This window comes from Paenibacillus sp. NRS-1782 (assembly GCF_050467685.1).
GTDB classification, from domain to species: domain Bacteria; phylum Bacillota; class Bacilli; order Paenibacillales; family Paenibacillaceae; genus Paenibacillus; species Paenibacillus terrae_A.
This window is the reverse complement of the sequence record NZ_JBITPH010000014.1, coordinates 34876-47437: the sequence shown is the minus strand read 5'-3', so window position 1 is coordinate 47437 and position 12562 is coordinate 34876. Positions and strand designations below refer to the sequence as shown.

The window sequence follows — 12562 nt, the reverse complement described above, 5'->3', positions numbered from 1 at the left end:
ATATAGCCGTATATCCAGGTGTCTTGTCACCTGTAGCTTAGCATCTATTGTACCGCAAGCTCCCTTCATCTGCGAGCATTTTAAAAAAATCTCTTGTTGCCGCACTTGAAAGGAAAACGAAAAAAAACGGAAGATTGCCTAGGGCAATTCTCCCGCCTTCTGGAACCTGCCACTTACCGGTTTTGGACCAGACCGATGATCGTCACCATGAGCACTAGCAGTTGGATGAGTGTATCGTTATTCATTCCAATCGCCTCCATCCCATATGAGATACTCCTTCGGCCGTTTCCCCTCTCCCCGGATCATGACGCTTGTTCCCCAATACATACCTATGCAGGCGGCGGGAAGCTTATGATCTGTAGTGAATGAAAATTCTCCATTTCATTTAAGGCTTGATCCAGGACCATTGCAAATCCATTTCCTGAATGCATTCGCGGTTATCGTGTTCATCATTGGCGACCAGCGGGGTCACCGGATAGATGCTCATATCGCCCTGCTCATACGTACACAGCAGAGGTAGCAGCTCATCTATGTTCTTCATGGACGGGTCCAGCCATGAATCCATATTCGAGGAATCCAAAATGGCCGGCATACGGCCGGCAAATTCACGAATATCCGCATTGGCCTGCACCGTCATCATCGTACAGGTACGTAGCGGCTCCTTACGGCTATCCTGCCATACCTCATACAATCCCGCGACCGCAAACATTTTCTGTCCCGGCAACACCACGCGCACCGCACACATACGTTTACCAAGCTTTCGCCAATAATAAAAGCCGTTGCAAGGAATGACACAGCGCCGGGTTTCGGCCATTTTTCGGTAACTCGGATTCACTCGTACCGTATTCAAATCGGCGTTGACACAATCCTTGCCCCAGTAGGGGATAAATCCCCAGCGAAATTCATCCAGCACCCGTTCCCCCTCCTGATGCAGCACGATGGGAACATGCTGGGTAGGGCTCATATTGTAACGTTTTTTATAATAATACATCACCCGTTGGATGCCAAAATGATCCCTTACCTCGTCCAAATCAGCCGATAACGAAAACCTTTTGCACATATGCTATTCATCCTTCCGCCTTCTTTTTCATCTATTGTGCGGTTATACAAGGAAAAATATGCATAAAGCAAAAAAAGCGCAAGGCAAAGGCATATAGCAATATCCCCGCAGTTTTGAAGCTGCGGGGACCCATGCTAAATTATATCGTTACTATTTCTTTTCTACTGCATGACCGCCAAATTCATTACGCAGCGCGGCAACGACTTTCCCATTGAACGTATCTGCATCCAGAGAACGGTAACGCATCAGCAGGGACAACGCAATAACCGGAGTTGCCGCCTGAATGTCCAGTGCCTCCTCAACCGTCCATTTGCCTTCGCCGGAAGAGTGCATAACCCCGCGAATTTCATCCAGATTTGCATCCTTGGAAAATGCACGCTCGGTCAAGCCCATCAACCAGGAGCGAATAACGGAACCGTTGTTCCAAACGCGTGCCACTTGCTCATAATCGAAGTCAAAGCTGCTTTTTTCCAGCACTTCAAAGCCTTCACCAATGGAGGCCATCATGCCATATTCCACACCGTTGTGAACCATTTTGAGAAAATGTCCGCTACCGGATTTACCTGCATACAGATAACCATTTTCCACCGCTGTATCGCGGAAAATAGGCTCAACAAACGCCCATGCTTCCGGGTCGCCGCCGATCATGTAACAAGCGCCACTGCGCGCACCTTCCATACCGCCGGAGGTTCCGGCATCCATGAAGCTGATACCGTATTCCTTCAGACGGGCATGACGAGCAATCGACTCTTTGTAATGAGAGTTACCACCTTCAATAATAATGTCCCCTTTGGACAAAATCGGTTGAAGCTGATCCAGCACGGAATCAACAATTTGATGGGGGACCATAATCCACAGTACTCTTGGGGATTGGGTCGCCTGCACAAGCTCTTCCAGTGTGGAAGCACCTGTAGCACCGTAATCCTTCATTTCTTGAATCGCTGCTGCATTGACGTCGTAAGCGACAACTTCATGCTGGTGATCGATCAAGTTTTTTCCGAGATTTAAGCCCATTTTTCCCAAACCGATTAATCCAACTTGCATTGTAAAGGCCTCCTGCCGTAGCAAAAATATATTCTCAATGTAGTGATGTGTACATGTTTACGAACGAACAACCGCTTTTTCAGAACGTTCTGACTTTTGGTCCAGCCACCATGCAAAGCCCTGTTCCTCCAACAATTGGTTAGAAGCCTCTGGACCATAGGAGCCTGCCGCATAGGTATGAAGTGGAACTTCGCCACGAGCAAAAGCTTCCAGCACTGGCTGTACCCACATCCATGAAAGCTCAACTTCATTCCAGTGAGCAAAATAGGTGGAGTCGCCGCGCAGCGCGTCAAAGATGAGGCGTTCATAAGCTTCCGGTACATCCTTGGCCTCTGATGCATAATTCATCAGCACCGTCTCCAGCTGACCGTTATTCAGCGGGTCCTTACTGTTCAGCCGCAGTGTTACCTTTTCGTCGGGATTCACATGAATCGTAAGCAAGTTCGGCTCGGAAGGCTGCCCTTGAGCCGCGTACGGGTCTGTGCTATCCTTTTTAAATTCCACGACGATCCGTGTGGATTTTTCCTTCATGCGTTTGCCTGTGCGAATATAGAACGGCACACCTGACCATTGCTCATTGTCAATCCACAGGCGAGCTGAAATGAAAGTATCATTTTGTGAGTCCGGTCCAATGTCCGGCTCTTCTTTATAGGAAGGAACTGTTTTTCCGTTAATCTCACCGTTCGTGTATTGGCCTCTCACCACGCTGGAAGCAATATCGGAAGGATCGAGCGCACGCAACGCCTCCATAACCTTGCTTTTTTCGTTACGCACCTGATCTGCCGTTACATGTCCCGGCTTATTCATAGCCACCATCATCAGCACTTGCAGCATGTGATTCTGCACCATGTCCCGAATAGCTCCGGAGTGATCATAATATCCTGCGCGTTCCTCGACGCCTACAGTTTCGGAAGCAGTAATTTGCACATTGGCAATGTATTGATTGTTCCACACACCCTGAAGCAATGGATTAGCAAATTTCAAGGCTTCCAGGTTTTGCACCATCGGCTTACCCAGGTAATGGTCAATACGATAAATTTCATCCTCGGCAAACGTTCTGCTTAAGCGATCATTCAGCTCACGTGCCGATTCCAGATCATGTCCGAATGGTTTTTCGATAATAAGCCGTTTCCAGCCCTTCGTTTCAGCCAGACCGCTTTCTCGGATGTTGAGGGCAATCACATCAAAAAATTCCGGTGCCACCGATAAGTAAAACATGCGGTTCCCCGGAATTCCCAAGTCATTTTCACGTTGCTCAGCAAGCTGTAACAGCTTTTTATAATCTTCAGGGTGATTGACGTTCAATGCACTGTAGCGGAAAGCGCTCAAGAACTGATCCATCTGTGCACGGTCATTATTCACGTGTCTGGAAAAATCCTTAATGGATTGTTCTACATTACTTTGAAACTGTTCGTCAGCCACTTCACGACGCCCCATACCAATTACAGAAAAGGAAGCCGGAATTTTACCTTCTACGAACAAATTATACAAGGCAGGGTAGATTTTACGTTTAGCCAAATCCCCTGTCGCTCCAAATAAGACAAAAGTCATTGAATCCATGATTTATTCCTTCTTCCCATTATAAAAGATGAGGTTATTAAAAGTTACCTGAGGAATTAACGTAACCCATAATACACCCAAAATAAGGGGCAAGTCAATCAAATTTTAGCGAAATCGTGAACAGTCGATATTTCCTGTAATGATAACGTTTTCTGTGGTATGATTGACGCAAGGAATGAGAAAAAAATGTTAAAAATGTCACAGTTGACACAAACCAAGATAGTTACTATTGGTATAGAGAGTTACTTTTAGTATACTGTTTTTAAAATAATCAATGAAATTGAGGGGATTCCGATGAGCGACGACAGGCAGCCTAAGCTTTTGTGCGGCAAGGTGGAACAGTCCTTTCAGATCATCAGCAAAAAATGGACCGCTCTCATCATTCATACTTTGATGGAACATCCCAAACGATTCAGTGAAATTCATGTATCCATACCTGATCTTAGCAAACGTATGCTGAACGAACGCATTAAGGAGCTGGAACTTAGTGGCCTGATCCTTCGCAATGTCATTACAGAGCGGCCCGTGCGTACCGAGTATTCGCTTACACGCAAGGGTAAAGAGCTCGGTGATGCATTGAATGGTGTAGAGATCTGGGCCGAAAGATGGCTCTAACCGCTAACAGGAGATCGTCATACATGGTCTCCTGTTATTGTGTTACCCTTTAGGAAGCGTAATACAGGGCTATAATACGAAAATAATGGTACACCTACCCGACCGCTCATGATTTCGGAAGGAACAAGGAAGGATGAGACTCGATGGCGTTTGGTATTAACCGACAAGAGCTTTCAGCCTGGAAAAGAGAGGTCAGTCGCGGCGAAATTGGTTTTCTGACGCATTACTGGCTGGATGACCGCTTTCCAGGTATTACAACCGTAACCAAGGTGGGTTGTTCCAATGTGGACAAGCTTCGTTTATGGTGCAGCCATAATGGTTTGGACCCCCAATATATTCACCAACGTCAGCCCTATCCCCATTTTGACCTGATCGGCAGCAAGCAAACGGAAATTTTGCGCAAGTATGGTATGAGCGAGCAATTGGAGCGCTTCGGTCTTCATCTTCATACCGGTACACGTCCACCGTTGTAAACCGCAGCTCTTAGAGCTGCGGTATTTTTGTTTTTATACCGGATAATACTTTGTGTATCCAGATTGCTGACATTGCTCCTTCTCCCATCGCGACAGTCGCTTGCTCGGCATGGGCCCCCAAATCTCCGGCTACCCATACATTCTCTACATTGGTCATTTTGCTGCGGGGGTGTGTCTCAATATGCTTGTTATCCAGCAAGTGCACGCCCAACTGCTTGGCCAGCTCTGAATGGACTTGGCTACCTCCAAAGGCCAAAAAGCCCCGCTCCGCCCGGACAACCTCTCGATTAGCCAGTCGGACTCCTTCAAAATGTCCCGGTTCTCCGGTCATGATTCTGGAAATGGCTTCCTCCTTGTATCCTATTCCTTTCTCGCGCAGCTTCATCATCAGCTCGTCCGGCACCTCTGAACGCTCATGATTCACATAAACCAGGTGGTCGGTACGCGCCGATAAAATCAGAGCCATGGAAGCCCCGGCTTTTCCCGCCCCCATCACGACCGTACTACGATCCTGAACCTCGTATCCGTCACAGTCCGGGCAGATATATACGCTATTGCCCAAGCAGGCCAGAAGTCCCTCCAGCTTTGGAAAGCGATCGGTCAGCCCCGTTGCCAGCAGCAGCGTCTTTGAGGAATACACCGTTCCCTCTTCCACTTGAATGGCAAAAAGCTCATCTCTCTTGGCAGCCTTTACCACCTTACCTTGAACAAATTCAGTACCTAGCCTCATGGCCTCACTACGTCCAAGCCGTCGCAGCTCCTCACCTGAAATCCCGTCAGGAAAGCCCAAAATATTATGATACTGATGGCACAACGTAGAACGACCATAGCCCGAATCTATCACTAGAACCCGATGGCTGCTGTATCTTCCCAATTGAATGGCTGCTTGCAGCCCGGCAATCCCTCCGCCAACAATAATGCAATCGAATGGCATATATTTTTCCTCCCTCATCAATAACACCTATGTAGCCCTCTCATACAAATTTAAACGTAGCATCACCCGCTTCCGCCTGAATTAACCCCTGAATCATCCCGTTCCAGAAAAATACATATCCAGAAGCTCACTCCTTAAAAATGGAATGACAAAAAGCACTGTGGATATCCACAGTGCTTTGATCAGGCGAGCATGAATCGTCGTTGCATCGTCTGGCTTATTTAAACGTTTTTACGCGTTCTTCAACAGGTTGGAATTCTTTTTCACCTGGTTGGAATGTCGGTTTACCGAATGGCAATTCAGCAATCAGTTTCCAATGCTCAGGAATGTTCCATTCATTTTTCACTTTTTCGTCGATCAAAGGATTGTAATGCTGAAGGGATGCGCCCAGTCCTTCTTGCTCCAGAGCTGTCCATACCACCAATTGCAGCATGCCGCTGGATTGGTTAGACCAGATTGGGAAATTATCCGCATAAGCCTCAAATTGTTGTTGCAAACCAGTCACTACATTGTTGTCTTCAAAGAACAATACAGTACCGTAGCCGCTACGGAAGCCGTTCATTTTCTCAGCAGTAGATTTAAATTGCTCTTCATTGCCTACAACTTCGCGCAAAATATGTTCTGTAATATTCCACAGTTTGTCGTGATGCTCTCCGAGCAGTACAACTGCACGTGAAGTTTGGGAGTTGAAAGAGGTAGGTGTATATTTAACAGCTTCCTCTACAATCTCTTGAATCCGTTGGTCGGAAATGACTTGTTCTTTGCTAATACCGTAATAGGAGCGTCTTTCTTTCAGAGCTGTGAAGAAATCTTTAGACATTTTTGTTACCTCCTGAGAAAAATTAATTACTTTTCGTAACTAAATATATATTGTATTTGTCTTTAAGTCAAGAGATTTATTTTTAAATATTACCAGTTCCTTGATTCATGATGCGCCGCCATTCTGTTCACTTTCAAATTGATCGAACAAGCTCTCCTGCTCCGTTGGGTACTGCTCAGCGTGATCCCGATTTTCGCTTCCCTCCCTATCGATTGGTATCCACAGTATACTTTTACCTTTCAGGTCAGGGATTAAACGCAAAAAAAGAAAATCTCCGCAAAGATTTTCTCTACTCACGTTCTTGTTTATAGTTGGTTGTGTGAAAAAGATGTGGTTTCAGCTTCTCTCCTGCAACAAGCTTCTGCACCAGTTCTGTGCCCGCAGCAGGCGTCATCTGACCATACCAGTCCCCTTGAGGGTATACGATCACAACCGCAGCATCGTGACAACGACCATTACAACGAGTTCGGGTCGTATGAATATAAGCTTCTGCGTTTTGTTCACGGATTTCATCCCGAATTGCTTGTGTAACTTCCTCGCCTTCATGTCGCATACACGTGCCTCCATTACAAATCAACACATGATGCTTCATCGGTTCCAATTCAAAAATAGCCATAGCTTCCCCTTTAATCAACGGTTGTTGGTTTATTCATGCCTATCTGGATAAAGAACAAGCTGTGCATCCATCTGCCCGGCTTCAATCGTCAGCACGATAAATGAATATTCGTCCTCGCTGCGCTTGTCTGTCGGAGATCCGGGATTGAGGACGAGCAAGCCGTCCAACTTTTTGACAACCGGAATATGCGAATGTCCGTAAATCAGGCAATCCAGCATTTCTCCCTTAAACGTATTCAGTGCGATATTCTCTGTCGAGCCGCGCCAGCCGTGACCGTGGACCATACCGATCCGTTTACCCTCGACTTCAACGATTCTTTGATAGCCCAGACGCTCTATGATGTCTACTCCATCATTATTTCCTGCAATCCCTTGCACAGGTGCAAATTCGGATAGCCTTTCATATATGAACCAATCCGTCCAGTCTCCGGCATGGAGAATGAGATCGCTGCCCTTGAGCTCCTGTACCAGCCGACCAGGAAGCGCTTTGCCTCGGTGCGGCATATGAGTATCTGAAAGTACGATGATTTTCATAGCAATTCTCCTTACCAGCGTCTTTACACGGATGGGCTCTGCTGCTCGACCCGCTGCTGAAGCGCCTGCTCCAGATCCCGCAGCGTAACCGTCTCGAAAAACGCCTGTATTTTCTGCTCTGCTACGGTATATAATCCGTCCAGCAAAGCGTCGATGTTCTTGCCTACCTCACAATTGTGATTGCTGTCACTATGGATAGTGAACAGTGGACCGTCGTCTTTGGTCGCTTCATATATCATTTTAAGATTAATATTTGAACTGGACATGCTCAGACGAAAGCCCCGTGCTCCTGGTGAGGAATCAACCAGACCAGCTTGCTTAAGTCGGCTCATGATTCTTCTAACAACGACCGGATTCGTATTGATACTGGAAGCGACAAGTGTCGAAGTCATCCGCTCCGGCGCTCCTTCAGCCAGAAGAAGCAGACAATGGATACTAACGGAAAAATGGGTACTCATGTTAACCACCTTTATATGTGTGCCTCATTAATGTTTGTGTACATATGGATAGTTCCATCATACCACAATGAGAGGCACCGACACAGCGCTTACTGCTCCTTACTCCGGAAAATAGTCATTTTCAGGGCGTACTCGCACCTTTAGCTGGCGGACGCTATACTCCAGTTGCTTAACGATGTCCTCCAGCTGGCGTCGGTCAAGCGCGTTATAATCGGCGGCAGGCTTGGGTGTGTTTTTCAAATCTCGTATCGTTGCCTGCTGCTCCTGCCACTTGTCCATCAAATCGGCTATGTTCGCATAGAAGCGTTCATAATCCTTTATCACTTCATCCAGAAAGGCGTCCACCTCATCAGGATCATAGCCGCGCATTTTATTTTTAAACTGTTTTTCATGGATAGAGAGCGCGTCCAGCTGAATCCCCAGTTGCTTAAACAACTGCTTTTGCTTATCCAGACGACGCTTCATATGTTCATCCATCGGTTATTCCCTCCTTAACACACTATTCTTTTTATATCACATTCTGCATCGGGAATAAAAGTCTCTGCTGATTGCTCAGTCCTGTGAGCGGGTATAAAAGAGCATACGCATTACGATGAACATATGTAATTTGTTGAACACTTTACGCTTACCTATAGCCTATGTATTCGTTGATCTAAAAAAGCAGCCTGTCCCTGTGACAGGCTGCTTTTTTATGCTTTCTGAGGACTCGTCTATCCGGCTTATCCGATCTCTACCCGTTTTCGGCTGCGGGCCGACTCGATACAAGCGTCGATCACCTTCATATTGCTTACCGCATCTTCGGGTTCATACGGCAACGGAACACCGTCAAGCACCGCTTTGGCAAAAGCATCCGCTTGCAGCTCAAAGGAATTGTAGCCTTTAAGTCTTTCCTCACGTGTAACCGAACCGACATGGACGAAAATTTGCGGGACGACAGATGATCTTTCCCAGCCGAACATTTTAGGCATCGCAATCGTCCCTTTGCTACCCAGAACCTCCATATTGGAACGGTTCGCTGCCCACATGCCACAATCAAAGGTAAGGTTCACCCCGCCCGGAAACTCCAGCAGGCCGGATGCCATCATATCGACATTGTCATGCTCTGGTGAAAATAAAGCATGTACTGTCACCGCTTCCGGCTCCCGGTCCAAGTACATACGGGCCGCCGAAATCGGATATACGCCCGCATCGTACAACGATCCACCGCCCATGCTTTTATTGAAGCGCACATTATCTGCCTGATCGGCATTGTTAAACGTAAATGTGCAATGCATGCCGCGAATGTCGCCGATTTCCCCGCTATTGATGATTTCCTTAATTCTTCGATGCTTCGGATGATAGCGATACATAAAAGCTTCTGCAAAAATGACTCCTGCACTTTTACAGGCTTCAATCATGAAGCTTGTCCCAACTGAGCTAAGAGAGGATGGTTTTTCGCACAAAACGTGCTTCCCCGCTTCCGCGGCTCGGATCGTCCACTCTTCATGCAGATGGTTCGGCAACGGGATGTACACCGCCCCGATTTCGGGATCAGCCAACAATTCCTCGTAGCTTCCATAGCTTTTCGGAATATCGAACTCCTGGGCGGCCTCAGCGGCTTTATCCGCATTGCGACTAGCAATCCCAAGTACTTCTCCGCGCTCGGATTGCTGAATCGCCGGAATTACAGCAATTTTGGCAATCTCCGCAGTGCCCAAAATTCCCCATTTCAGCTTTCTACCCATCATTCTCATCCTTTCGTGGTCAGGAATAGTTGTCTTGTTCCGCTTTGTGCAGCATACCTAAGCAACGGTCCAAATCGGTTTTGACCTGCTTCTTGTACAGTCGCGCTTTCTCATCCCCATCATCTGTAAAATGATAGAGTACAATTTCCTGAAAATCTACGCGGGGATCTGTCCCTTTTAGCCGTTTGGTACGGTAAAAGACACCCTCCTGCACCAGCTCGTGCAGCGCCCGATAGACCTCACTCTGAGGCGGAACATATCCAAATCCACTAAACTCATCCTTCATCGATTCGAGCATCTGATATCCATAACCGCGATGCTTCTCCACCATTGTGATCAGATAAATTTTGATAAAAGCCCGCTGGGATATCATAAACGCCATTTCACGGCCTCCTCCTCACACCATTCTTTTATATCTTGCCTTCCATTATAAACCACTCAGCGCCTATTCACTAATGATAGGGGGATTTTCAATCTCTCGCTTGTGACCTGTTTGAAGTTGGTGGGAGATATTAAGTGAAGCGTTGTGAGATAGTTGGCGAAGTAGCGGTCGATGATTTTGTCTTTTTTCTATTATGAATTTTTCATATATTGAAATAACATAATGAAGACTAAAAAATAGAGCTACAGATTATGAAGACATCGTTAATTTCCTTAAGGCATCTGTATCGTTACTTGTCAAAACAGGAATACATTCTGTTATTTTTTGGATATCCCAGTTCCACCATTCTAGTGTTTTGAGCAGTTCAATCGTTTCCTCATCAAACCGATAACGAATTAATTTTGCCGGATTTCCTCCTACAATAGAATAAGGCAAGACATCTTTAGTCACCACGGCATTGGATGCGATGATCGCTCCATCTCCTATATGAACTCCAGGCATAATGGTAGCATTGTAGCCTATCCAAACATCGTTCCCAACCACGGTATCCCCTTTGAAACCTCCACTTAAATTGGGTAAGCCAACCTCCCACTCTCCACCAAACGCTCCAAAAGGAAAAGTGGTAAATGCATTTGTATTGTGATTTGCACCATTCATAATAAATTTGGCCCGGGTTGCAATTGCGCAAAACTTACCGATTTTTAATTTATCCCCTATAAAATCAAAATGGTAAAGGACGTTTTTTTCAAAATCCAGCGGATTATGCTGGTCGTCATAATAAGTATAATCCCCAATTTCGATATGTGGATTAACCACTACATTTTTCAAAAAACACAGACTTCTAATATTTTTCATCGGGAAAACGCTTCCTGGATCTGGACCACTCATGCAGCAACACCCCTATCATGATATAGATTCACCTTCAATGAAAAGGCACGTCCAAGTCTAACAGTATGTACACCATTAAACAAATGGAGAAAACAAAAGTATCCCACGGCCTTGTTACAGGGGCTTCGGGATACTTTTTGTGAAAATATGTGATCGGGATTACAAATCAGGCTTGCTTTTGCAAGGCTGGTGGACCTGCGGCCGGGCGGGGACGAACTCGAAGCCCCACAATCCATTTTCCCAGAGGCAGACGTGCCAACAGCCACGTGCCCGCAACGGAAAAGACCATACAAAGGACGAACGAAGCCAGCGTGCGAAGAATCAGGCTCCAGTCTGCAAACAACGCCTCGTCAAAAGAGTACGTGACACGCAGCATAAAGGCGTGCATCAGATACGCTCCATAGGACAACGTCCCGATGGTAGTCAGCAACCTCCCGGCACGTCCGCCCTTATGAGCGATCCACGTCGCCGCACGGTAAGCCACAAAAATAGACGTGACACAATATACAGCCATGACTGGACGCAGCAGAGACAAATAGTTAAAGGAAAGAACCGTGCCTCTCGGCGTCTGAAACAGACCGATCATCTCATACAGCAAGTAGCCGGTAATTACAATAAACAACGGCCAGTATACGATTTGGGCCTTGGTTACCCAAGCATTCCAGCGCCGGACATTCATCCCGGCTGCCGCGCCTAGTACAAAATAAAAGAAAAAGTAAACCACATTACGGTCAGCATAGATGGTGAACCAGGAAGTAACCACCGGAAGCTGGAGCCCATCCATCCATCGGTACATCGGCCCCACCGCGAGCATGAGCATGATGTACAGCACACCGACTCCAGCCAATGCAGCAGGTCGCCATGTGGACGGTAATAACGCTGACAAACGGCGGACTGCATATCGAAACATCGGAAATAACACATAACACTGGATAATCATCACGATATACCACAGATGATAGCTGCTTTTCCCATTCAAAAGCTTCTGAAAAAAATCTAGCGGGTGAAGCTGCCCTTCACTTTGAACAAGCTGATTTCCCAATTCGTATACAAGTGACCATATGATATAAGGCACGATGATGTCCATGAACCTTTTACGTAAAAACGTTCCATACTTTAAAGCTCCATCATAATTGTAAAATAACACCATCCCGGTGATAAACACAAACACGGGAACTGCAAATTTAGAACACAGCAGTAAAAGTGTCATTAAAACTCCATCCTGGATGCGCGCGCCCTGCGCAACCGCATAATGTGCGACGGAATGCTGAAGAACAACGGCGGCAAACGCCAGCCCTCTCAGCAAAGCGACCTCGGAAATTCTCTCTTTTTGACTCATGTCACTCTCCTGTTATGTCTAGAAATATATAAGTCTATTATAACGACAATTCTGTAAAAATACATAGAAGGATAAACGTGCCAATGCGTGCAAGCAAAAGCAGCAGCCTTCCCTTT

General features: G+C 46.5%; 15 protein-coding genes. 2 read left to right on the top strand and 13 right to left on the bottom strand.

From position 1 onward, the window contains the following. Nucleotides 1-385: 385 nt before the first annotated feature. From ACIFQM_RS05285 to zwf, 3 genes are all read right to left on the bottom strand, one after another. Nucleotides 386-1060 carry an SOS response-associated peptidase gene (locus tag ACIFQM_RS05285; protein ID WP_430048027.1) on the bottom strand — a complete coding sequence of 225 codons (675 nt, stop codon included), beginning with the start codon at nucleotides 1058-1060 and terminating at the stop codon, nucleotides 386-388. Between the two features lie 150 nt (nucleotides 1061-1210). Further along, nucleotides 1211-2104 (bottom strand): phosphogluconate dehydrogenase (NAD(+)-dependent, decarboxylating), encoded by an 894-nt coding sequence (gene gnd, locus ACIFQM_RS05280; RefSeq protein WP_044645593.1) that lies wholly within the window; start codon nucleotides 2102-2104, stop codon nucleotides 1211-1213. Between the two features lie 57 nt (nucleotides 2105-2161). After that, complete coding sequence (gene zwf / locus ACIFQM_RS05275) at nucleotides 2162-3664, bottom strand: glucose-6-phosphate dehydrogenase (protein WP_430065099.1); 1503 nt, start codon at nucleotides 3662-3664, stop codon at nucleotides 2162-2164. Between the two features lie 294 nt (nucleotides 3665-3958). Between zwf and ACIFQM_RS05270 the strand changes: the two genes are divergently transcribed. Both ACIFQM_RS05270 and ACIFQM_RS05265 read left to right on the top strand, forming a co-directional pair. Continuing rightward, a complete protein-coding gene (locus tag ACIFQM_RS05270) occupies nucleotides 3959-4279 on the top strand; it encodes a winged helix-turn-helix transcriptional regulator (RefSeq protein WP_430048022.1) in 321 nt (106 codons plus the stop codon). Between the two features lie 143 nt (nucleotides 4280-4422). Next, entirely contained in the window at nucleotides 4423-4752 is a 330-nt protein-coding gene (locus ACIFQM_RS05265; protein ID WP_430039310.1) for a hypothetical protein, read from the top strand. 10 nt (nucleotides 4753-4762) lie between these two features. Here ACIFQM_RS05265 and ACIFQM_RS05260 read toward each other — a convergent pair whose 3' ends face one another. The 10 genes from ACIFQM_RS05260 to ACIFQM_RS05215 form a co-directional block, all read right to left on the bottom strand. Continuing rightward, nucleotides 4763-5686 carry an NAD(P)/FAD-dependent oxidoreductase gene (locus tag ACIFQM_RS05260; protein WP_430039312.1) on the bottom strand — a complete coding sequence of 308 codons (924 nt, stop codon included), beginning with the start codon at nucleotides 5684-5686 and terminating at the stop codon, nucleotides 4763-4765. 217 nt (nucleotides 5687-5903) lie between these two features. After that, complete coding sequence (locus ACIFQM_RS05255) at nucleotides 5904-6506, bottom strand: nitroreductase family protein (protein WP_430039313.1); 603 nt, start codon at nucleotides 6504-6506, stop codon at nucleotides 5904-5906. 289 nt (nucleotides 6507-6795) lie between these two features. Beyond that, nucleotides 6796-7122 (bottom strand): (2Fe-2S) ferredoxin domain-containing protein, encoded by a 327-nt coding sequence (locus ACIFQM_RS05250; RefSeq protein ID WP_430039315.1) that lies wholly within the window; start codon nucleotides 7120-7122, stop codon nucleotides 6796-6798. A gap of 29 nt (nucleotides 7123-7151) precedes the next feature. After that, nucleotides 7152-7655: a metallophosphoesterase family protein gene (locus ACIFQM_RS05245; RefSeq protein ID WP_430039317.1), complete on the bottom strand. Its 504-nt coding sequence runs from the start codon at nucleotides 7653-7655 to the stop codon at nucleotides 7152-7154. A 23-nt stretch (nucleotides 7656-7678) separates the two neighbouring features. Further along, nucleotides 7679-8113 carry an Rrf2 family transcriptional regulator gene (locus ACIFQM_RS05240; RefSeq protein ID WP_430039319.1) on the bottom strand — a complete coding sequence of 145 codons (435 nt, stop codon included), beginning with the start codon at nucleotides 8111-8113 and terminating at the stop codon, nucleotides 7679-7681. A 99-nt stretch (nucleotides 8114-8212) separates the two neighbouring features. Further along, nucleotides 8213-8590 carry a DivIVA domain-containing protein gene (locus ACIFQM_RS05235; RefSeq protein WP_430048016.1) on the bottom strand — a complete coding sequence of 126 codons (378 nt, stop codon included), beginning with the start codon at nucleotides 8588-8590 and terminating at the stop codon, nucleotides 8213-8215. Between the two features lie 242 nt (nucleotides 8591-8832). Continuing rightward, nucleotides 8833-9837, bottom strand: a complete 1005-nt coding sequence (locus tag ACIFQM_RS05230) for a Gfo/Idh/MocA family protein (RefSeq protein WP_430039323.1) — start codon at nucleotides 9835-9837, stop codon at nucleotides 8833-8835. Between the two features lie 19 nt (nucleotides 9838-9856). Beyond that, complete coding sequence (locus ACIFQM_RS05225; RefSeq protein ID WP_430039325.1) at nucleotides 9857-10219, bottom strand: helix-turn-helix transcriptional regulator; 363 nt, start codon at nucleotides 10217-10219, stop codon at nucleotides 9857-9859. 249 nt (nucleotides 10220-10468) lie between these two features. Further along, nucleotides 10469-11107, bottom strand: coding sequence for a CatB-related O-acetyltransferase (locus ACIFQM_RS05220; RefSeq protein ID WP_430039327.1), 639 nt, complete (start codon nucleotides 11105-11107; stop codon nucleotides 10469-10471). Between the two features lie 166 nt (nucleotides 11108-11273). Beyond that, nucleotides 11274-12446 (bottom strand): acyltransferase, encoded by a 1173-nt coding sequence (locus ACIFQM_RS05215; RefSeq protein WP_430048015.1) that lies wholly within the window; start codon nucleotides 12444-12446, stop codon nucleotides 11274-11276. Between the last annotated feature and the right edge of the window lie 116 nt (nucleotides 12447-12562).